The sequence below is a fragment of the Aurantimicrobium sp. MWH-Uga1 genome (assembly GCF_003325955.1).
Lineage (GTDB): Bacteria > Actinomycetota > Actinomycetes > Actinomycetales > Microbacteriaceae > Aurantimicrobium.
Map to the genome: position 1 here is coordinate 555,602 of NZ_CP030929.1, position 20,830 is coordinate 576,431.

Below are 20,830 nucleotides of genomic sequence, written 5' to 3' on the forward strand. Positions count from 1 at the left end.
CCATCATCTAGCTGGGGTGTGTGCCAATCCGAGAGGGCAGCTTTCTTTGTGGCAGTTTTTTTGGCTGTAGCTTTTTTCACGGTTGGCTTTTTCTCTGTCACGCGTTCACTCCGCTCACGTGCAAAATATGGACTGGCTCAGTGAAAGGATCCAAGCGCACGTAGTTATCTGCACCCCACGTCCATTCGGTACCGGTGATCAGGTTGGTTACTGTGAGGGTGTCGCCGTGTGAGGCACCCAGGGTGGTCAGATCCAAATGCACGGTGGTTTCACGCACAGAGTGAGGGTCTGTGTTCACGACGATGATGAGGGTGTCGGATTTTCCGGTTCCCGTGAATTTAGCATCCAAGTGTTTGCTGTAACACAGGATGGCATCGTCATCAGTGCGCTGAATGCAGATGTTGCGCAGCTGTCCCAACGCAGGGTGTTCTGCGCGGATTGCGTTCAACGCAGTCAAATAGGGAGCAAGTGACGTTCCGGCTTTATCAATGGCAGCCCAATCGCGGAATTTGTATTCGAATTTTTCGTTATCGATATATTCCTCAGCTCCTGGGCGGGCAACAGATTCATAGAGCTCGAAACCGGTGTAGACACCCCACAGCGGTGCTGCCGTTGCTGCGAGCGTGGCGCGAATTGTGAAGGCGGCAGGGCCACCAAATTGCAAGTATTCGGTGAGAATATCTGGCGTGTTCACAAAAAGGTTAGGTCGCATGAAATCTGCGGTGTCATGAGAAATGGAACGGAAGAATTCTTCCAGTTCCCATTTGGTGTTGCGCCACGTGAAATAAGAATACGACTGCTGGAATCCCACTTTGGCAAGTGTTTGCATCATGGCCGGGCGAGTAAACGCTTCCGCTAAGAACACAATCTCGGGATGTTTGCTGTTGACTTCAGCAATTAGCCATTCCCAGAAATCGACTGGTTTGGTGTGTGGGTTATCTACCCTGAACGTGGTTATGCCTTGGGAAATCCAGAACATAACCACCCGAAGAACCTCAGCACGAATGCCTTCGGGGTCGTTATCAAAGTTGATGGGGTAGATGTCTTGATATTTCTTAGGTGGGTTTTCTGCGAAGGCAATGCTGCCATCGGGCAGGGTGGTAAACCATTCGGGGTTTGTTTTCACCCAGGGGTGATCAGGAGCAGCTTGGAGGGCAAGATCTAACGCAACTTCGAGCCCGTTCTTTTTTGCTTCTTTGAGAAAGAACGCAAAGTCAGAAAAGTCACCCAGGTCAGGATGGATTGCATCATGGCCGCCGTCTGCAGAACCTATAGCCCAGGGAGAGCCTGGGTCGCCTGGCTTCGTTACCAGGGTGTTGTTGGGGCCTTTACGGTTGATGGTGCCAATGGGGTGAATGGGGGGCATGTATAAAACGTTGAAGCCCATTTTTGCCACAGCTGGTAAACGTTTTGCTGCAGTGCGAAAGGTCCCTGACGTCCACGAGCCATCTTTATTGAGCTTGGCACCTTCAGAACGGGGGAAGAATTCATACCAATTGGCATACCCGGCACGCACACGTTCCACACGAAGCGGATATTCAGCGGAGTAAGTTTCTAAGCTAGAAATCGGGGCGTGAGCAAGCAGGGCTTCGACCTCCTCGCCACTTGATTTTTCAAAGCGAACCAGTGGGTCAATAGATGTATCTACCAATGTGGCCGCGATGGCCGCCAGTTTCTTACGGTGGGTTGCAGTCCTTGAGGGTTCCTTGGAAGCTCGACTGAACAGCTCAAAGCCGATGGTAAGCATCAACTCCACATCAATTCCCAAAGGAATCTTCACCTCAGCGTTGTGGTGCCAGGTTGCATAGTCATCCGAGTAGGCCTCAATGGTGAAAGTCCACGCACCTGGCTTATCTGGTTGTGCGTGAACAATCCACCTGTCGGTGCCAGGACCGGCAGAGTTCATCTGCAGCCTCGAAGACTTTCCCTCGGGGTTCCGTAAATGAAGGGCTACACCAATGAGATCATGGCCTTCACGGAAACATGTTGCACTGAAGGGCACAACTTCTCCCACGAATGCCTTAGCGGAAAGCTCTGGCACCCCCACATCAGGGCGAACGTCGAGAATGGGAATGCGGCCGATGGATGAGGGTTCCATAATCGAAAACTACTCTCTTGCAGTGTGTTCTGGAAACTACGAGTTTGCAGCGTTGAACAACAAAATGGATGTTCCTGTGAGTTTGAATGTCTCACCAGGGCGTAGCACGCCGGGGACATCTCGAGGAGTGTGGTGGGGGCTAAACCACAGTGGCTCGTAGAAGAGAACCCCCTCATGTTTGGGAACCACTACAGAAGTGGGTTGTTCGGTTCCATGGATGATCATCAAAATACGGTTGAAATCACCAGATTCTGGGGTACTTGCGGCAACATACTGCAATGTTCGGTTGTGAGGATCTTCCCAATCCTCCAACTCCATCATTTCGCCCTGGGTGTTGTACCAATCAACTTGGCTGGCACTGGGAATGCGCTCGCCGAACACACCAAACTTTGTCGGACGCAATGCGGGGTGTTCGCGGCGCATCTTTGTGAGGTGTTTGGTGGTCGCTAGCATGTCTTGCTGCCACTCCTGAAGCTCCCAGTTCACCCAGGTCAAAGGGGAGTCATGACAGTAGGCATTGTTGTTTCCGTGCTGTGTGCGACCGAACTCATCCCCGGCAGTAATCATGGGGATACCTGCCGACAGAAGCAATGTCCCCATCAAATTACGCATAGTGCGCCGGCGTGCAGCAATCACATCAGGATTATCTGTGGGGCCCTCAACGCCGTGGTTAAAGGAACGGTTGTTATCCGTTCCATCGCGGTTATCTTCACCGTTACCGATGTTGTGCTTGTAGTTGTACATCGTTAGATCGTTCAACGTAAAGCCATCATGTGCGGTGATGAAGTTCACGGAGGCGACAGGACCGCGCTCGGCAGAGAATGTGTTGCTTGATCCAGCTAACCGAGTAGCGAAGCCGCCCACGCCGGTGGGGGCGATGCCGGTCTCTCGAGCCTGTGCAATATCAGGCAACCAGAAGTTACGAATGCGATCGCGGTAGCGATCATTCCATTCGTGCCAGCCGTCAGCAAAGTTTCCGGTCTGCCAGCCCCCGAGGCCAACATCCCACGGTTCTGCGATGAGTTTGGTGGTGGAGAGCACGGGGTCTGTGCGAATAGCTTCGAGCAGAGGGTGGTCTTTTTCGTACTCTGCGTCTTTATTGCGACCCAACGTCACAGCAAGGTCAAAACGGAAACCGTCTACCTGGACCTCCTCGGCCCAGTAACGCAGCGAATCAAGAATCAGTTGTTGAACAACAGGCTGAGAAGCATTCAAAGAATTGCCGCACCCTGTGGTGTCGATGTATTCACCATCGGGCGTTTGGCGGTAGTAGCTCGCGTTGTCTAAGCCGCGAAAGCTCAGACGTGGGCCGAACTTACCTTCCTCAGCGGTGTGGTTGTAGACCACATCAAGGATGACCTCTAATCCAGCAGCGTGGAGGTCCTTGACCATCTGTTTGAATTCGCGAAGTACCGCAGAAGGTCCCTCCGCACGAGATGCATGGGTGGCATAGGCCTCGTGGGGAGTAAAGAAGTTCAGGGTGTTGTATCCCCAGTAGTTGGTCAGGCCCTGGCGAAGAAGGTGTTCTTCGGAAACAAAGGTGTGGACCGGAAGTAGTTCAACCGCTGTTACTCCCAACTCAGTGAGGTAGGTCGTCATGGCTTCGTGACCGAGACCGGCATAGGTACCGCGCAGTTCTAGCGGAACGCCAGGATGCATCTTGGTCAGGCCGCGAACATGTGCTTCATAGATGACCGACTGGTCAAGTGGGGTTTGGGGTTTGGTCGAGTCTTCCCAATCAAAGCTGGTGTCCACCACGACATTGCGCCACTGGTTTCCAACTTTGCTCAAACCTTTGGCGTAGGGGTCAATGAGGAGTTCTTCAACCGAGAACGAATCTTGTGGACCTGCAGGGCCCCACGCTTGCAGTGAATACTCAGCACCAGGGATGAGCTTGGATGATGTGGTACTCCACACCCCTGCCTTCCCTTTTTTCAAAGAATGGCGTTCAGCAATGTGGTTGCTACCGGGTGCCTCATAGACAAGTAGGTCAATTCCCTCAGCATGCGCACTAAACACCTTGAGCTCGCCACCGTTACCGGTTTGGCGCACGCCAAGGTTGTTCAGTGCAGGAGGGATAGTCACTCGAAATAGACTATCCAGATACATTGCCAGTATGTTTCGAACGCGGTGGACCGGCAGAAAATAGGTTCAACCACTGGTTTAAGGACAGGAGAGTACTCATGGCTTATCTCGACCATGCCGCCTCCACTCCAGTGCGGCCCGAAGCAGCCAAGGCTTACACAGACGCTCTTGAACTAGCAGGAAACCCCTCTTCAGTTCACCGTCACGGTCAAGCGGCTCGAGCACTTGTTGAAGACGCTAGGGAATATTTGGCTACTGTGCTCGGGTGTGAACCTATCGAAATCATCTTTACCTCTGGTGGAACCGAATCAATCAACCTCGCCCTAGTCGGACTCTTTCGGGCATCTGTCGAGAAGGACGCTAAGCGTAATCGCATTATTGTTCCTGAAGCTGAACACCATGCCACCTTAGACACCGTCCTGTGGTTGCAAGAGCATGAGGGTGCGGTACTCGAGTGGATCTCCGTCGACAGTCTGGGTCGCATAGATATCTATGAACTTGCAGAGACTCTCGAGCGTGCCGGTAGTGCTGTAGCTCTGATGACCATGTTGTGGGCAAATAACGAAGTTGGCACCATCCAGCCCGCGGTGGACGTGGCAGCGCTCGCCGCACAACACAAGGTTCCTCTCCATATCGATGCGGTTTCTGCTTTTGGCCATATCCCCATCAACTTTGCTCAGCTGCGTGAAGAAACAGGTGCAGAAGGAGCAACAGGTCTTGTTGCAATGAGTCTTTCTGGTCACAAGTTCGGTTCCGTGCCCGGTGTCGGTCTTCTCATCGCCAGCAGGCACGCCCAGCTGGAACCGCTTATTCATGGCGGGGGACAGCAGCGTGGTCTGCGCAGCGGAACACTCGATGCTCCAGCCATCTCTTCGATGGCTATTGCCGCGTTGATGACTGACATAGGTTTTGCTGAGCAAACCACACGATTGAGCACACTGCGTGATCTGACTATTGCGAAAGTGCAGGAATTGGTTCCGGACGCCATCCTCAGTGGTGATCGAGTTAACCGCCTCGATAACAATGTCAACTTCACTTTCCCTGGGTGCCAGAGTGATTCATTGTTATTTTTGCTCGATGCCATGGGGGTCTCCGTCTCGACTGGCTCTGCATGTCAGGCAGGCGTCGCCCAGCCTTCCCACGTATTACTCGCCATGGGGTACGACGAAAAGGGAGCATCTTCTGCTATCAGAGTCTCGCTAGGTCACAGCACTACCGAGGAAGAACTCGAAGAATTCTTTGCTGCTTTGCCCGAGGCCTATGAGCGCGCCCGCAAGGCGGGCACCACTTCCTAGGCATTGGTCAGCTAGGGCACTGCCACACGGCTTAAACTTGATTTATGCGTGTTTTAGCGGCGATGAGTGGTGGAGTGGATTCAGCCGTTGCTGCTGCGCGCGCTGTGGAAGCTGGTCATGACGTTGTGGGTGTTCACCTTGCCCTCAGTCGCATGCCAGGAACTCTCCGCACTGGAGCTCGAGGTTGCTGCACCATCGAGGATTCGATGGACGCCCAGCGTGCTGCCACACTCCTGGGAATTCCCTATTACGTGTGGGATTTCTCAGAACGCTTTAAATCAGACGTGGTGGAAGATTTCATTTCCGAATATCAGGCAGGGCGAACACCAAATCCCTGTATGCGCTGTAACGAGAAGATCAAGTTTGCTGCCCTGATGGAGAAAGCGCTGGCATTAGGTTTTGATGCCGTGTGCACCGGCCACTACGCCAACGTTGTTCCAGATGCTCACGGAAATCTTGAACTCCACCGGGCAAGTGCCTGGGCCAAAGATCAGTCTTATGTTCTTGGTGTCCTCACCAGTGAGCAGTTAGCTCACGCCATGTTCCCTCTAGGGGATACCCCGTCCAAGGATCTCATCCGCGCCGAAGCTGCACAGCGTGGCTTGAGCGTTGCGCAAAAGCCCGACAGTCATGACATTTGTTTCATCCCCGATGGAGACACTCGAGGCTGGTTGGCAGACAAAGTCGGTATCAGTGAGGGCGACATCGTTGACACTGAAGGCAACAAGCTCGGTACCCACGAAGGAACTCCTGGTTTCACCATTGGTCAACGTAAGGGACTTCACATTGGAACCCCCGCCCCCGATGGTCAGCCTCGGTTTGTCCTTGAAATTCGCCCCAAGACCAACACCGTCGTGGTTGGCCCTCGCGAAGCACTCGACATCACTGAGATTGCAGGCACCAGTTACACCTGGTGTGGCCAGGCGCAAGAAAACCCTGAAACTGCTTTTGATGTTGATGTTCAAATCAGAGCTCACGCAGATCCAGTTCCTGCGATAGCTCAGTTGGTTGGTGACGAACTTGTCGTTCGTCCGACCACCCCACTGAACTCCGTCGCAGCCGGGCAAACAGCTGTCATTTATGTGGGCACGAGAGTATTGGGTCAGTTCACAATTTCTCGCACTGTCAGCGATCTCAACACGGTTCTCACTGAAAAGGTCTCCACATGAGTGGGGATGCGTTGTTCGGTGATGATTTAGAAATCGTTCCAGAACTTAGTGACTTTGAAAAGGCACAACACGAAGCCGAAGAGCTCACTTCCAAAATCTTGGATGCCCGTGATGCCTATTACGAGCGAGACGAAAGCCTAATAGCGGACGTCGAATACGACGCACTGATTCACCGTCTCGAAGAAATCGAGGCTCTCTATCCAGAGCTCCAGGGCCAAGACAGCCCCACGCTCTCCGTGGGAGGGAAAGCAACTGAACTCTTTGCCCCTGTAACCCACGCAGCGCGCATGATGAGTCTGGACAATGTCTTCTCCGAAGAACAGTTCATGGACTGGGCTGCGCGCATCAAGAAAGACACCGGGCGTGAGGTCAGCTACCTCTGTGAGCTGAAGATAGATGGCTTGGCCATCAACCTTCGTTATGAAAACGGTGTGCTCGTTTCTGCTGCAACCCGAGGTGATGGTGTTGTTGGAGAAGATGTCACTGCAAATGTGTTGACGATCAAGTCCATTCCCACGCGTCTTGCCGGGCAAGGGCACCCTGCACTGGTGGAAGTTCGTGGGGAGATCTTCTTCCCGGTTGAAGCGTTCAGGAAACTCAACGTTGAACTTGCACAGGCAGGAGAGAAGGTTTTTGCTAACCCTCGCAATGCAGCCAGTGGTTCATTACGGCAGAAAGATCCGGAAAAGACCGCCACACGCCCACTAGCAATGCTGGTGCACGGTATTGGCGCGTGGGAAGACGCACCTGTTCCCACCCAGTCTGAAGTGTATGCACTCTTGAAGAGTTGGGGACTACCCACTTCAACCCACTATCGCGTGGTGAATTCAGCAGCAGATGCTGCTGCCTTCATTCGTGAAATGGGCGCAGCCAGGGATTCTGTTGAGCACGAAATTGACGGCATTGTGGTCAAAGTCGATGACATGGCCACCCAGCGTGAGCTGGGTGCCACCTCTCGAGCACCTCGTTGGGCTATTGCTTACAAATATCCACCAGAACAGGTCAACACCAAACTGGTTGATATTCGAGTCAGTGTGGGTCGCACCGGGCGGGCCACGCCCTATGCGGTCGTCGAGCCCATCAAAGTAGCTGGCTCCACTGTTGAGTTCGCCACCCTCCATAACCAAGACGTCGTCAAAGCCAAGGGTGTACTCATCGGTGACACTATCGTCATCCGCAAAGCAGGAGATGTCATCCCTGAGGTTCTCGGCCCCGTCATCGAACTCCGTAATGGCACGGAACGTGCCTTCGTCATGCCGGAAGGGTGCCCTGAGTGTGGCGCACAACTCGCACCTGCATCTGAAGGTGACATTGATCTGCGGTGCCCCAACCAGAAGAGTTGTCCCGCCCAGGTTCGTGGCCGTGTGGAACACATCGGTTCACGAGGTGGCCTCGACATTGAAGGTCTTGGTGAAGTTGCTGCCACGGCACTGACCAACCACAAGGATGGCGAACAGCCACCGCTAGAAACCGAAGCCAACCTGTTTGCGTTGACCCTAGAAGATCTCAAAAAAGTTCCCTACTTCGTCAACGCTGACGGCACAGAGTCTAAGAACGCGGTTGAACTCATCGCCAACCTCGAGCTAGCCAAGACCAAGCCACTGTGGCGTTTGCTAGTTTCGCTCAATATTCGCCACGTGGGACCTGTTGCAGCGCGAGCACTGGCAAACCACTTCGGTTCACTGGATGCCATTCGCGCAGCCACTATCGACGAGCTGGCTGCTGTCGATGGCGTAGGAACCATCATTGCTGAGTCGCTGAAGAACTGGTTCGAGGTTGACTGGCATCAGGACATCATCCAGCAATGGAAGGCAGCTGGTGTTCAGTTTGAAATTCCAGGACATGCGGGCCCTGGAGCGGTTGCAGATATCGATGGCCCTTGTTCAGGTTTGACCATCGTTGCTACAGGTTCTCTCGAGGGATTTTCCCGTGAAGGTGCACAAGAAGCCATCATTGCTGCTGGCGGTAAGCCAGCATCGAGCGTGTCAAAGAAGACAGACTTTGTCGCTGCCGGCCCAGGGGCAGGATCTAAGCTCACGAAGGCCGAAGAGCTGGGCATACCAGTGCTGGATGCTGCAGGTTTCAAGAGACTGTTAGAAGGCGGCCCGGCAGCGGTCTAGACTTCCCGGCGTAATGATCTGAGCCCCACGAGTGAATCGCGGGGCTCAGATTGTTTAGACGCTTCGTCGTCTGATGATTGCAATTGCCAGCAGAGTGATTCCGCCCAAGAAGAGAAGGCTTGCAAAGCCGATCAAACTCTCGCCGTTGCTACCGGTGTGAGGTAGGCCTGAGGTTGAACTACTTGAACCATTAGCTGAAGTATCAACACTCCACTGCGCATACAACGTGATGTCAGTAATGACACCTGGGGTGTAGGGGGATGTGAGAGCTGTTCCACCAGTTGCGGAAGTAAACCACCCATCAAATGTGTAACCGCTCTTAGTCGGCGCCGCTGGTAATGCCATAGTCGCGCCGGTGAGGAATGTCCCGTTGGAGACTGCTGAACCCCCCTGGGTGTTGTAGGTCACAACGTGTGAATCTGCCAACCACTGAGCAAAGAGTGTTGCATTGCCGCTGAAGGGATACTGACCCTGGTTGAGGTAGGTCGTGCCCGAACCATCTGAAAAGGTGCTCCAGTAGCGGAAGGTATACCCAGCCTTTGTGAAGGAATTAGCGTTCAAGTTGTTGGGCCCAGCTGCAGTCTGGTTCCCCATCGTGCCTGTTCCCCCACCAGGGTTGAAGGTTACGGTGTAGGGCGTAGCTGCAGTTCCGGTCAGGGTAACGGCATCGAAGTAGCTGCCAGAAACCTGCATGGAATAGGAACCGTTGAGCAGCGCTCCTGCTGCAGAAGGGTTCCATTGCAGGATCACGGTGCACTCTGAACCGGCAGCAATCGTTCCACCACTGGCATTACATGATCCGCCCTGACGCGATACGCCAGTACCTCCAACTGTTTCGTTAGAAATTGAGGTGGATGCTGAACCGCTGTTGTAGGCGTAGATAGTGATCTGACTGCTTGAACCTACTGCGGTGTTGGGAAACGCAATACTGGCCATAGGGTTTGGAGTCGTCAGGAACGAAGTTGTTGAGTATTGAACTGGTCCACCGGTCCAACGAGCTTTAAGGACAACATTTGAGGTAGGAGTGACGCTTTGCCCTGTCGAAGGGAAACTTGACCCACTTGAGAGGGTTCCTGAAGTTACTTCCCATCCGTTTTGTCGCTGTCCAGATGGTGCTGTGAAACAAGGATCTGTGGCGCTGAGCGGACAAGCGATAGGGCTAGGAAGTGTGAGCGCACTTCCCTGGGCGATTGTTTGAACAAGATCTGCTCCGGTTGCACCTGTTCCATGTTGATAAGTGACGGTGTAGGTAAGTGGCGCCATAACCATTGCAACAGTTGCGAAAGCTGCCAGCGTTCCTTGTTGGGTTGCTGCTGAAATTACATTTCCTGAGACAGTGAAAGTCGATAATTTTGATGAAGGATCCAAGACCCAAAATGTTCCAGTGCTGTCAATTTGTAATGAGTAACTTCCAGAGACACCTGTGATGGCACTTGTTCCTACCTGACTAGTGGCACCTGTCGTTACATTGATGCGATAGAGCTTGCTATCGGCTCGATTCATCATGTAGTACAACCCATCTACAGGGTTGTAAGCAAAACCATTCCAGGTTTGGTTCGCAGGAGCATCTCCTGTAAGTGGAATCCCGGTGCCAAGGCTTCCATTAGAAATATCAACAGGGTAAAGACCATTTCCAAGACCAAAAACCCCTTGAGGCCCTTTGGCCATGCCGAAGATATCTTGAGCGCCTGAAGTTCCAACAGTTATTGGAACGCCAGCGTTCGAACCTGAGAGTGCAAACTTTTGCAAGGTGAAACGAATCCCACCTGCACTAGTAGCAGTGTAAATGGAATTATCGCTCGAGTTATAGAAACCACCAGATGATTGATCAAGGGCACCACTACAAGTTCCTGTACAAACTGAAGATGTTGTTAGTGTGCCAGCGCTAACTCCAGTTATTTGGTTTAGCGGTGTAGCTCCTGCTGTGTAGTTTACGTAATAAAGATTGGTTGCCGCGGGGAGTGGAAGTGCTGCCGCATATGCTGCGGTGAGGTTACCCGGGAGGAAAAAACCAAACCCAGCAATCAAAGAAATAGCAACTCCCCTTGTAAAGAGTCGATTTAGAGGCATTCGGCCTAACAAGGTCCCTAATTTCTTCATGTGTCCAAATTCTTATTTTGAATATTCTTCAACAAGGTTACCTCCTGTTATGAATAATGTTCAAAACCTCACCGATAAGCTTTTTCTATGCCATCACCCGCTAGCGGACTCAAGACGCGTCAATCTTTGATTGACGCGGCAAAGGGGTTCCTGGGGCAAGGTAATAGAGACGTTTCTATTCAAGAAATAGCCAAAGCAGCAAATGTCTCCGTCGGTTCGGTCTACACCTACTTCAAAGACAAAAACGAACTTTTTGACGCTGCAGCTGCCGATGCTCTGATGGATAACGTTCCACAGCTGGAGAAAATACTCAGTGGAATCGACGACTCAGCTCTAGGCTTTTTGGCAACGGGAATATGGGCATGCAGAAGACCAAGTTTTTCACCTGAACTTGCTCGAATTATCTTGACGGTGGGACCATTGGGCTTTGCCCGGTTTGATGATTATTTCCAGGGGCCAATACAAGCTATTCAGCAAAGTGTTGATCGTGGTTTGTGTCACTGCGAAGATATCGAAGCATTTGTTTTAGCTGCCTCGGGGGCTTACCAAAACATACTTGCTCACGTATACGCGGGAACAGCAAGCGAAGATCTAGCTGAACGGGTCTATTGGCAATTTGCTAAAGAACTGGGATATTCCCGTGAGCAATACCAAGAGGTAATTGATTACGTTGCCTCCTTGCCTGCCTGATTACTCGGTACGTTGGCAGAGTTCACGCCCGGTAAACTTGTGCCTTATGTCTGACATTTCTGCCGAGCAAGTGCGCCACCTGGCAAACTTGGCTCGTATTGACCTATCCGACGCGGAAATCGCGACGATGACCACTGAGTTGGGCCAGATCATGGAAGCTGTGGCTTCCGTGCAGGCCGTTGCCACGCCTGATGTGCCTGCAACCAGCCACCCTATTCCGCTGAAGAACGTTTACCGTCCCGATGTCGTTGCTGATGTGATTCCTACCGAGAAGGCTTTGGCTTCTGCTCCTGAGCACGATGGTTCTCGTTTCAAGGTTTCGGCCATCTTGGGGGAGGAGCAGTAATTATGTCTGACCTCATTCACAAAACTGCTGCTGAGCTAGCAGAAATGCTCGCTGCTGACACCACCACATCTGTTGAAATCACTCAGGCGCACCTCGACCGCATTGCTGAAGTTGATGGAGATCTCAATGCTTTCTTGCACGTTAACGCTGAGGTGTCGTTAGAAGCAGCGAAAGCTTCTGATGCGCGTCGTGCTGCAGGGGCACCACTAAGTCCTCTCGACGGTGTTCCTATAGCCATCAAGGATGTTCTGGTTACAACCGACATGCCATCCACTTCGGGTTCCAAGATTCTCGAAGGCTGGATGTCTCCCTATGACGCCACCGTGGTGACCAAGGTCCGTGAAGCAGGACTTGTTCCTCTTGGAAAGACCAATATGGACGAATTCGCTATGGGTTCCTCTACCGAGCACTCTGCCTATGGTCCTACACGTAATCCTTGGGATCTGGAGCGCATTCCTGGTGGTTCCGGTGGTGGATCTGCTGCAGCTGTTGCTGCCTATGAAGCCCCACTTGCCTTAGGTTCAGACACGGGCGGTTCCATTCGCCAGCCAGCACACATCACGGGAACGGTTGGTGTGAAACCAACCTATGGCGGTGTGTCTCGTTACGGCGCTATTGCTTTAGCATCCAGCCTGGATCAAATTGGCCCCGTTACCCGCACAGTAATGGACTCTGCTCTGTTACACGATGTGATTAAGGGTCATGACGTCCATGACAGCACCTCATTGAAAGACGAGTGGCCTTCATTTGTTGAGGCAGTCAAGAATGCCAACGTTGCCGGCCTCAAGATTGGTGTCATTGAACAGCTCGATGGTGAGGGATTCCAGCCTGGTGTTCTTGCTCGTTTCCACGATGCACTCGAACTTCTCAAAGAACATGGCGCAGAAATTGTTCCTGTTTCCTTGCCCAGCCTGGAATATGCGGTTGCTGCGTATTACTTGATCCTCCCTGCAGAAGCATCGAGTAACTTGGCCAAGTTTGACTCCGTTCGTTTTGGTCTGCGTGTGACCCCAGAAGGCGGTGGAACCGTGGAGCAGGTGATGTCTGCAACCCGTGAAGCAGGTTTCGGTGCTGAAGTAAAGCGACGCATCATTTTGGGCACCTACGCACTGTCTGCTGGGTACTACGACGCCTACTACGGCTCTGCCCAGAAGGTGCGCACACTCGTTCAGCGTGACTTTGCTGAGGCCTTCAGCAAGGTTGATGTTTTAGCTTCTCCCACGGCACCCACCACTGCATGGAAGCTCGGCGAACAGCTCGATGACCCTGTCGCTATGTGGCGCGGAGATGTGGCTACCATTCCTGCCAACATGGCTGGTATTCCTGGCATCAGTATTCCTGCTGGACTCGCGGACGAGGACGGATTGCCTGTCGGCATCCAGTTCCTCGCACCTGCTCGTGAAGATGCACGCTTGTATAACGTCGGCGCTGCACTCGAAGCTTTGCTGGAGCAGAAGTGGGGACACACACTGATCAGCCAAGCACCAGAACTCAAGGGAGGAGCGCGCTAATGGCTAAAGCAAAGCTCATGGATTATGACAAGGCGCTTGAACTGTTTGAACCCGTCCTCGGTTTTGAAGTTCACGTTGAACTCTCAACCAAGACCAAGATGTTCTCGGCAGCTCCCAACAACTTCGGGAGCGAACCCAACACCAACATCACCCCCACCTGTTTAGGTTTGCCCGGCTCCTTGCCCGTCGTGAATGAAGAAGCAGTTCGCTACTCCATCAGCTTGGGGCTCGCCCTTGGCTGTGAGATTGCGGAATCTTCGTCCTTTGCTCGAAAGAACTACTTTTATCCCGACCTGGCGAAGAATTACCAGATTTCCCAATACGACGAACCCATTGCCTTGAATGGAAATGTGGAAGTTGAACTGCCTAACGGTCGCATCATCAACGTCGATATTGAACGTGCTCACATGGAAGAGGACGCTGGCAAGCTCACCCACGTTGGTGGCTCCACAGGTCGTATTCAAGGCGCTGAATATTCTTTAGTTGACTACAACCGTGCTGGTGTTCCTCTAGTGGAGATTGTGACCCGCATGATTGAGGGCGCCGAGCATGACGCTCCAGAACTAGCCAAGGCCTACGTGGCAACTATTCGTGACATCGTGATTGCCCTGGGTATTTCTGACGCCAAGATGGAACGTGGAAACTTGCGCTGTGATGCCAACGTGTCGCTGCGTCCCCGTGGCTCTGACAAGCTGGGCACGCGCACCGAAACCAAGAACGTGAACTCACTGCGTTCTGTCGAGCGTGCAGTACGGTACGAGATACAGCGCCAGGCGCAGATCTTGGCTGATGGTGGAACCATCATCCAAGAAACGCGCCACTGGCACGAAGACACTGGTGCAACCAGTGCCGGCCGCCCTAAGTCAGATGCAGATGATTACCGTTATTTCCCCGAGCCAGATCTCCTTCCCGTGGTTCCAGACCCTGCGCTGATTGAAGAATTACGCGCTGCACTTCCGGAAAAGCCAGCTGAACGTCGCCGTCGCCTCAAAGCAGAATGGGGCTTTACTGACCTTGAGTTCCAAGACGTAGTGAACTCTGGCTTGCTTAATGAAGTTTCCGAAACGGTTGCTGCCGGTGCCACAGCTCAGGCTGCACGTAAGTGGTGGACCGGTGAAATAGCTCGTTTGTCTAATGCTGCCGGCGAAGAGGGTATCGACATCACCCCTGCACAGGTAGCCGAATTGCAACAGCTGGTTGACGAAGGAACTCTCAACGACCGTTTAGCGCGTCAAGTGCTTGAAGCAGTCGCAGCTGGTGAAGGCTCGCCTCGCGACATCGTGGAAGCCAAGGGCCTTGCAGTGGTCAGCGATGATGGTGCTTTAATTGCCGCTATCGACGAAGCACTTTCCGCTCAGCCGGATGTCTTGGAAAAGATCAAGGATGGCAAGGTTCAAGCTGCCGGTGCTGTTATCGGTGCAGTCATGAAGGCAATGCAGGGTAAAGCGGATGCGGCACGCGTTCGTGAGCTCGTGCTTGAGCGGGCCGAAGCGCTCTAAACTAAATGTGTGGTTGGCGTGAGATTACGCCCTGATATGAAGGAGCTTCCATGCGAGTTCTCTTGTTTATCGTCGTGATGGCACTTTCTGTTGGCTCCTGCTGGACCATGGGACAGGCATTCGCTTACCCCGAATACGGCGCATACATCTTCACTGCTGGTGTTCTCGGGGCAACCCTGGCATTCGGTCTCGCTTCAAGGTGGAACCGCGCCTAACATTCTTCACATCGACATGGACGCGTTCTTCGCGTCCGTGGAGGTATTGGATCGACCCGAGGTTGCCGGCAAACCGGCCGTTGTTGCTCACGATTCACCACGCTCGGTAGTGACAAGTGCAACGTATGAAGCTAGGGCTTTAGGTATTCGTTCGGCGATGGCGTTAGCCACAGCCAAGCGACTGTGTCCAGATGTCATTGTGTTAGAACCCCACTTTGAGAAGTATCGGGCGTATTCCAAGAAAGTGATGTCTATCTTCTATGACTTCACTCCCGTCGTTGAGCAGCTTTCTATCGACGAAGCATTTTTGGATGTCTCAGGTGCACAAAAAATTTTTGGCACACCAGAACAGATAGCCCAGCAGATAAAAGATCGTGTTCGTGAAGAGACGGGATTGCCCTGCTCTGTGGGGGTCGCGAGTACAAAGTTTGTCGCCAAACTGGCCTCAACAAAATCGAAACCTAACGGCTTGCTGGTTATCCCCGAAGAAGAAACTTTGGCATTTCTGCATCCCCTTCCCATTGAAGCAATCTGGGGTGTGGGTAAGAAAACAGCTGAAGTGCTGCACAAGCGAGGGTTACACACCGTTTCAGATATTGCCCAGTCGCCACCAGCAAGTTTGATTTCAGCTCTTGGCCAGGCTGCCGGAACTCACCTCTATGAATTGTCCTGGGCGCGGGATCCGCGCCCGGTGACAACGGAGCGCGCAGAAAAAAGCATTGGGAAGGAACACACCTTCACCGAAGATGTCACAGACACCGAAAAGCTCAAAGCCACACTGTTATTCCAAGCCGACCATGTTGGAGCCCAGCTGCGCAAAGCGCAGCTCGAGGCTCGAACAATCGGCTTGAAGGTCACCTTCTCAGACTTTGAATCACTCACTCGCAGTCGCACACTGCCAGAAGCCACCAGTGTTGGTAGAGAAATCCACAAAGTAGTGTGTGAACTTCTCGATGAACTGAAAACTGGTGGAAGAGCCATCCGTCTTATCGGTGTTCGCGCGGCATCTTTGGTTGATCCAGGTAGCCAACCACTGTCGTTGTGGGGGGACGAGGGAGACGCGTGGAAAGAAGCAGAGATTGTGATGGATCAGGTGGGCGAAAAGTTTGGCCCAGATAGTGTTCGTCCCGCCTCGTTCTTGCGTAAGATTGAACCAACACGGGAGTCCGGTACACCGGGCTGAGAGGAAAGTTTCGTAACTTTCGACCGTCGAACCTGATCTGGATCATGCCAGCGCAGGGAGGCATTCTCAACGAATAATCCCGTGCCCTCATTTCAACCGAAAGGGGCACACACGTGCACGCAACAACTGTAAGTAAGTACCGCTGGCGCGTTGTCGATATCGTCGTCGCAAGTGTGATTGGTGTCGCATCCGGCATCATTTTCTGGGCCTGGGGTGTGGCATATGGGCCACTCTCGGCAGCACTGTCCGCCACACCCGGCTTCACTGCACTACTTGGCGGTGGGTGGCTGTTCGCCGCGGTCCTGGGCGGTTTGATAATCCGCAAACCTGGCGCCGCAATTTATACCGAACTCATTGCAGCAACCGTCTCAGCATTGTTGGGTAGCCAGTGGGGTTTTGGAACGCTCATCTCAGGTCTCGTTCAAGGCCTCGGTGCGGAGATTGTCTTTGCCCTATTCCTTTATGCCAAATGGTCTGTGTTCACAGCTGTTTTGGCTGGAGCTGGCGCAGGTGTCGCGATGAGTATCAATGACTTGGTTGTTTGGTACCCCGGTGTCGACCTCGGATTCCAGGTCACGTATGTCATCTGTGGAGTGATTTCTGGTGCCGTCATCGGTGGATTAATGTCCTGGTTTATTGTTCGAGGTTTAGCCAGGGCGGGGGCTCTGAGCAGATTCGCTGCAGGGCGAACAAGCTAGGTGGCAATTCTTTCAGCGCAGGAGTGGGGCTGGCAGTACGCTGCCCGCTCTACCCCTGCAATGAGCAATATTTCCTGTGAAATTACCCAAGGGGAGCGGGTGCTGCTCCTTGGCGCCTCTGGTGTGGGCAAAAGCACCCTGCTCAGAGCTTTCGCGGGTGTGCTTGGCGAGGATGAAGGAACTGAACAGGGTTCTGTCTTGCTCAATGGGATGCCCCCGCTAAATTCCAGAGGTCACGTTGGCCTCGTGTTACAAGATCCAGAGAACCAAGTCATTCTGGAACGCGTCGGTGACGACGTTGCTTTTGGTTGTGAAAATCTTGGCATTCCACGTGAAGAAATCTGGCAGAGAGTGGAAGCAGCCTGCGATCTCGTCGGGCTGAATGTTCCACTCAACCACTCAACTTCAGCACTATCTGGCGGTCAAAAACAGAGACTGGCGCTAGCGGGAGTGCTGGCAATGCAACCTGACATCATTGCCTTAGATGAGCCCACGGCAAATCTTGATCCGGCAGGAGCTCTCGCATTGAAGAATGCGTTGACCAAGGTCGTCGATGCTACCGGCGCAACCACTGTGATGGTTGAGCACCGTGTGGAGCTGTGGTGGGACTTTGCCACGCGCATTATTGTGCTGGGACACAACGGAGTGTTGTGGGATGGTGCGCCGTCAGAGTTACCCCAGGAGAAAGCTATTGAGTTCGAGAAGGCGGGTATTTGGCTCCCTCATGTGACTCAACCAACCCAGCTCAGAGGCAAAGCAGGGGAAATACTACTGGCTACGCACCAACTAGAAGTTGGATATCCCGGTTCAACTGCCACCCTTCACGTTCCCAACCTCGAGGTACATGCCGGTGAAGTCTTGGCGATCATGGGCCCCAATGGAGCAGGAAAAACAGCGCTTGCGCTGACGTTAGGTGGACTCATACCCGCGCAGTTAGGCAAGGTTGTTGCTTCTGAACAGCTTTGTGGAACTGCTCGTTTGTCAGAGCCTTTTCACTGGCGCTCCCGTGAACTCTTGAGTCGTATTGGCAGTGTCTTCCAGGCACCCGAACATCAATTTATTACAGCAACAGTTCGAGAGGAACTCTCGGTTGGGCCAAGGGCGCTGAAACTTCCTGAGGTCCAGGTACATACTCTCGTTGATTCGCTCATGCAACGGTTACATCTTTCAGATCTGGCGGATGTTCATCCCTTTACGCTCTCTGGTGGGCAACAGAGACGGCTATCTGTAGGTACCGCATTAGCAGCACAGCCCGCTGTGCTGATTTTGGACGAGCCTACCTTTGGCCAAGATGCCGCAACCTGGTTGCAGATGGTGGAGCTGCTGAGTGAGCTTCGTGATGAGGGCCATGCCATCGTTGCAATCACTCATGATGAGGCTCTTGTTTCTGCTCTGGCCGACCGGGTTGTGAGCGTAGGTGGTGCGCATGGCCTCGATTAATCCGATTGCCAAACTCTGTGCAGCAGCCATTCTTGGCGTGGTGTTGCTGTTAACGCTGGATCCTGTTTCAGCGGTAGTTGGACTGTTGTGTGAATGTGCATTGTTACCTTTTGCCGGGGTTCCAGCTAAGAAACTTGTGAAGATTCTCTCGCCTTTACTCATCGCTGCACCGTTCGCTGGATTATCTGGTCTGCTGTACGGGCGTGATGAAGGCAACACTGTTGTTCTTCTTGGGCCGTGGAACATTACTCAGGGCGAGGTTGCACTGGCGGTAACCATTACATTGCGCATTCTGGCTGTAGCACTTCCTGCAATTGTGCTTTTTGCCACAACTGACCCCACAGATTTAGCCGATGCTCTGGCGCAGTTGTGGAAGCTTCCTGCACGGTTCGTCCTTGGCGCGCTTGCGGCTATTCGCATGTTGGGTCTGATGCGTCAGGACTGGAACATGCTCAGACTTGCCCGCCGTGCTCGGGGTGTTGCTGATGGCGGTGGGCCAATTAAAGCCAGTTCCCGGTTATTGAGCCTGGCTATGGCCTTACTCACGCTTGCAATCCGCAGAGGTAGTCTGCTGGCAACAGCCATGGAGGCTCGGGCATTTGATGCACCGATTGCCAGGACCTGGGCACGGCAGTCTGTGTGGCGGGCGCGAGATGGTTGGTTTATTGGTGGAGCATTCTTTGTGGCAGGAGTATCTGTCACCGTGGCTGTGACGACGGGAGCGTGGAATTTTGTTATCTCCTGATTTGGAGCACGTCATTGCTCATATCTATCGGCTGTCCACGGCGTATGACGAGAATACAAAACACAATATTGGTGCCCCTGCACCCACTTTCCTACTCGATGGTCCGAGCGGAGCGGGAAAAACCACACTTTCTGCTGAAATTGCGAATAACTGGAACTGGGATGTGAAACTACAGATCGTTCACATGGATGATCTGTATCCAGGCTGGGATGGACTTTTTGAAGGTGCCCAGATTGTCTCGCGCATGCTCGAGGAGCGCACTGTCGGCCGGAACACCCAATGGCAGAAATATAGCTGGGCCAGGGCAACGCTCACAGAGTGGCATTCGGTTGACGCACATGTACCACTCTTAATCGAAGGGTGTGGGGCAATGCCTGCGGGATCTCAGGAACATTCACAAGTGCGTGTGTGGCTCGATGCCGACACAGAAGTACGCAAGCAACGAGCTCTTTCTCGAACAGGAGAGAACTTTGCCGAGCACTGGAGTGACTGGGACGCCCAATTTGCTGAATATGTGCGTATCCACAACCCGCAGTCCATTGCGACACTTCAGGTGCGCTCAACCGAGTAGCCTAGAAGTATGACTACACCAGATCACACCGACGTCTACTTCACCGCCGAGTTCATTGACGGTCCTCTCGCAGGTACCGCTGAGGAACGTGTTCTCGTTCGTGGCACCCACGACGAAAAACTCAGCGAGGTCGCCCTCGTCGACGGTATCGAGTCCATCTTCCGTTACTTCGCTGTAGATACCCGTGAGGTTGCTGGCAAACTCCACGTTCGCTACACCTTCAACGAACCAGCAAGCGACACCTACACCTCGGAAGACGAGAACGAATAGACGTTCCCCTCAACGAAACAAAAGCCCCAGAATCTAAAAAGTTCTGGGGCTATTTTCTTCTCTGGTTAGCTATCCTCAGTTTCCACCAAGGCTGAGGCAATTTCTCTGGTTGCTTTGGCCTGGCGTGCAGTGACTGCGCGAACTATCCAAAGTGCGAGCGCAACGAGTGCGAAAACTATGCCGAGAAGGAAAGCTTGAGCTACTGCAGAGAGCACGATAACGCCAATGCAGAGGACTGCGATGGCGGCATAACCAGAGAAGGCACTGAGGGTTTCTTTGCTTCGAGCTGACTTGGTGTAGTTCTCCGACAGGAGAGCTAAGCCTTTGTTGCTGTCTGTATCGGTACTCACCGTCTCGGTGACCTCTATTGCCGTCTCACTGTTGTCGAGATCTTCCTCGACAGCGGAAGGATTGCGTAAAAGTCGGATGTATTTGTTCGAGATGGAATCCGTATCCATTGTTTCAAGAACGTATTCCGGGTCTGTACGCGCTTTGTTCCGATTCTTGAAATCATTGAGGAGGTCATCAAATGCATCTTTCCCGTCTGACGCAGGTAAAGGCGATGCATTCATAGTGTTTATTCCCCTAGATAAATCTCTTCAAAGTATAGGGGAAAAGACCTATCAGGTAGGGAAAGAATCCTGTCAAATAATGGGTTTACACCTGATAAAAAGCGAAGTCCCGGAAAAGTAACCTTTTCCGGGACTTCAATCTTGGGGTGAGTAACGGGGCTTGAACCCGCGACCCCCTGAACCACAATCAGGTGCTCTACCAACTGAGCTATACCCACCAAGG

At 52.9% G+C, this 20,830-nt stretch carries 18 protein-coding genes, 1 tRNA gene and 1 riboswitch; of the genes, 14 read left to right on the top strand and 5 right to left on the bottom strand.

Translation table 11 applies throughout. The annotated features are described in order from the left end of the window. Positions 1–97: 97 nt before the first annotated feature. Together AURUGA1_RS02880 and glgX are read right to left on the bottom strand one after the other, a co-directional pair. Positions 98–2,098, bottom strand: a complete 2,001-nt coding sequence (locus AURUGA1_RS02880) for an alpha-1,4-glucan--maltose-1-phosphate maltosyltransferase (protein ID WP_114128794.1) — start codon at positions 2,096–2,098, stop codon at positions 98–100. A 36-nt stretch (positions 2,099–2,134) separates the two neighbouring features. Further along, positions 2,135–4,183, bottom strand: a complete 2,049-nt coding sequence (gene glgX / locus AURUGA1_RS02885; protein ID WP_240187385.1) for a glycogen debranching protein GlgX — start codon at positions 4,181–4,183, stop codon at positions 2,135–2,137. Between the two features lie 98 nt (positions 4,184–4,281). On the opposite strand from glgX, the gene AURUGA1_RS02890 reads away from it, so the two are divergent. The 3 genes from AURUGA1_RS02890 to ligA are packed head-to-tail and all read left to right on the top strand — an operon-like array spanning position 4,282 to position 8,767. Beyond that, positions 4,282–5,478 carry a cysteine desulfurase family protein gene (locus AURUGA1_RS02890; protein WP_114128796.1) on the top strand — a complete coding sequence of 399 codons (1,197 nt, stop codon included), beginning with the start codon at positions 4,282–4,284 and terminating at the stop codon, positions 5,476–5,478. Between the two features lie 44 nt (positions 5,479–5,522). Next, positions 5,523–6,647 (top strand): tRNA 2-thiouridine(34) synthase MnmA, encoded by a 1,125-nt coding sequence (gene mnmA / locus AURUGA1_RS02895; protein ID WP_114128797.1) that lies wholly within the window; start codon positions 5,523–5,525, stop codon positions 6,645–6,647. Further along, positions 6,644–8,767: an NAD-dependent DNA ligase LigA gene (gene ligA / locus AURUGA1_RS02900; protein WP_114128798.1), complete on the top strand. Its 2,124-nt coding sequence runs from the start codon at positions 6,644–6,646 to the stop codon at positions 8,765–8,767. The genes mnmA and ligA overlap by 4 nt, the downstream gene beginning before the upstream one ends. A gap of 54 nt (positions 8,768–8,821) precedes the next feature. Here the strand turns inward: ligA and AURUGA1_RS02905 are convergent, their stop codons facing one another. After that, positions 8,822–10,867, bottom strand: a complete 2,046-nt coding sequence (locus AURUGA1_RS02905; RefSeq protein WP_114128799.1) for an InlB B-repeat-containing protein — start codon at positions 10,865–10,867, stop codon at positions 8,822–8,824. A gap of 87 nt (positions 10,868–10,954) precedes the next feature. Here AURUGA1_RS02905 and AURUGA1_RS02910 point away from each other — a divergent pair, with 87 nt between their 5' ends. The 11 genes from AURUGA1_RS02910 (at position 10,955) to AURUGA1_RS02955 (ending at position 20,035) form a co-directional block, all read left to right on the top strand. Continuing rightward, a complete protein-coding gene (locus AURUGA1_RS02910; protein WP_114128800.1) occupies positions 10,955–11,557 on the top strand; it encodes a TetR/AcrR family transcriptional regulator in 603 nt (200 codons plus the stop codon). Positions 11,558–11,603: 46 nt separating this feature from the next. Beyond that, positions 11,604–11,903 carry an Asp-tRNA(Asn)/Glu-tRNA(Gln) amidotransferase subunit GatC gene (gatC, locus tag AURUGA1_RS02915; protein WP_114128801.1) on the top strand — a complete coding sequence of 100 codons (300 nt, stop codon included), beginning with the start codon at positions 11,604–11,606 and terminating at the stop codon, positions 11,901–11,903. Between the two features lie 2 nt (positions 11,904–11,905). Then, positions 11,906–13,414, top strand: coding sequence for an Asp-tRNA(Asn)/Glu-tRNA(Gln) amidotransferase subunit GatA (gatA, locus tag AURUGA1_RS02920; protein WP_114128802.1), 1,509 nt, complete (start codon positions 11,906–11,908; stop codon positions 13,412–13,414). Continuing rightward, positions 13,414–14,913, top strand: a complete 1,500-nt coding sequence (gatB, locus tag AURUGA1_RS02925) for an Asp-tRNA(Asn)/Glu-tRNA(Gln) amidotransferase subunit GatB (RefSeq protein ID WP_114128803.1) — start codon at positions 13,414–13,416, stop codon at positions 14,911–14,913. The genes gatA and gatB overlap by 1 nt, the downstream gene beginning before the upstream one ends. 50 nt (positions 14,914–14,963) lie before the next feature. Continuing rightward, the gene (locus AURUGA1_RS08050) at positions 14,964–15,128 is read left to right on the top strand and encodes a hypothetical protein (protein WP_162784038.1); all 165 of its coding nucleotides are present in this window, start codon (positions 14,964–14,966) and stop codon (positions 15,126–15,128) included. Beyond that, complete coding sequence (gene dinB, locus AURUGA1_RS02930) at positions 15,073–16,311, top strand: DNA polymerase IV (protein ID WP_256372975.1); 1,239 nt, start codon at positions 15,073–15,075, stop codon at positions 16,309–16,311. The genes AURUGA1_RS08050 and dinB overlap by 56 nt, the downstream gene beginning before the upstream one ends. Further along, a riboswitch (TPP riboswitch) is annotated at positions 16,277–16,384 on the top strand. It overlaps the preceding gene by 35 nt. A gap of 40 nt (positions 16,385–16,424) precedes the next feature. Next, on the top strand, positions 16,425–17,009 hold the full coding sequence (locus AURUGA1_RS02935) for an ECF transporter S component (protein WP_240187386.1): 585 nt from the start codon (positions 16,425–16,427) through the stop codon (positions 17,007–17,009). Beyond that, positions 17,010–18,449, top strand: coding sequence for an ABC transporter ATP-binding protein (locus AURUGA1_RS02940; RefSeq protein WP_240187387.1), 1,440 nt, complete (start codon positions 17,010–17,012; stop codon positions 18,447–18,449). Further along, positions 18,436–19,194, top strand: coding sequence for an energy-coupling factor transporter transmembrane protein EcfT (locus tag AURUGA1_RS02945; protein WP_114128805.1), 759 nt, complete (start codon positions 18,436–18,438; stop codon positions 19,192–19,194). The genes AURUGA1_RS02940 and AURUGA1_RS02945 overlap by 14 nt, the downstream gene beginning before the upstream one ends. After that, the gene (locus tag AURUGA1_RS02950) at positions 19,181–19,765 is read left to right on the top strand and encodes an AAA family ATPase (RefSeq protein ID WP_162784040.1); all 585 of its coding nucleotides are present in this window, start codon (positions 19,181–19,183) and stop codon (positions 19,763–19,765) included. The genes AURUGA1_RS02945 and AURUGA1_RS02950 overlap by 14 nt, the downstream gene beginning before the upstream one ends. A 9-nt stretch (positions 19,766–19,774) precedes the next feature. Continuing rightward, a complete protein-coding gene (locus AURUGA1_RS02955) occupies positions 19,775–20,035 on the top strand; it encodes a hypothetical protein (RefSeq protein ID WP_114128807.1) in 261 nt (86 codons plus the stop codon). A gap of 65 nt (positions 20,036–20,100) precedes the next feature. On the opposite strand, the gene AURUGA1_RS02960 is transcribed toward AURUGA1_RS02955, so the two are convergent. Beyond that, a complete protein-coding gene (locus tag AURUGA1_RS02960; RefSeq protein WP_114128808.1) occupies positions 20,101–20,607 on the bottom strand; it encodes a hypothetical protein in 507 nt (168 codons plus the stop codon). A gap of 142 nt (positions 20,608–20,749) precedes the next feature. Next, positions 20,750–20,825 (bottom strand) — tRNA-His (locus AURUGA1_RS02965). Between the last annotated feature and the right edge of the window lie 5 nt (positions 20,826–20,830).

Bases quoted from the DNA above. Each gene is read 5' to 3' on its own strand.
- mnmA (WP_114128797.1), top strand. From the start codon at position 5,523: ATGCGTGTTTTAGCGGCGATGAGTGGTGGAGTGGATTCAGCCGTTGCT.
- AURUGA1_RS02880 (WP_114128794.1), bottom strand. From the start codon at position 2,098: ATGGAACCCTCATCCATCGGCCGCATTCCCATTCTCGACGTTCGCCCT.
- AURUGA1_RS08050 (WP_162784038.1), top strand. From the start codon at position 14,964: ATGCGAGTTCTCTTGTTTATCGTCGTGATGGCACTTTCTGTTGGCTCC.
- AURUGA1_RS02890 (WP_114128796.1), top strand. From the start codon at position 4,282: ATGGCTTATCTCGACCATGCCGCCTCCACTCCAGTGCGGCCCGAAGCA.
- AURUGA1_RS02960 (WP_114128808.1), bottom strand. From the start codon at position 20,607: ATGAATGCATCGCCTTTACCTGCGTCAGACGGGAAAGATGCATTTGAT.
- gatB (WP_114128803.1), top strand. From the start codon at position 13,414: ATGGCTAAAGCAAAGCTCATGGATTATGACAAGGCGCTTGAACTGTTT.
- ligA (WP_114128798.1), top strand. From the start codon at position 6,644: ATGAGTGGGGATGCGTTGTTCGGTGATGATTTAGAAATCGTTCCAGAA.
- AURUGA1_RS02955 (WP_114128807.1), top strand. From the start codon at position 19,775: ATGACTACACCAGATCACACCGACGTCTACTTCACCGCCGAGTTCATT.
- gatA (WP_114128802.1), top strand. From the start codon at position 11,906: ATGTCTGACCTCATTCACAAAACTGCTGCTGAGCTAGCAGAAATGCTC.
- AURUGA1_RS02905 (WP_114128799.1), bottom strand. From the start codon at position 10,867: ATGAAGAAATTAGGGACCTTGTTAGGCCGAATGCCTCTAAATCGACTC.
- AURUGA1_RS02945 (WP_114128805.1), top strand. From the start codon at position 18,436: ATGGCCTCGATTAATCCGATTGCCAAACTCTGTGCAGCAGCCATTCTT.
- AURUGA1_RS02910 (WP_114128800.1), top strand. From the start codon at position 10,955: ATGCCATCACCCGCTAGCGGACTCAAGACGCGTCAATCTTTGATTGAC.
- gatC (WP_114128801.1), top strand. From the start codon at position 11,604: ATGTCTGACATTTCTGCCGAGCAAGTGCGCCACCTGGCAAACTTGGCT.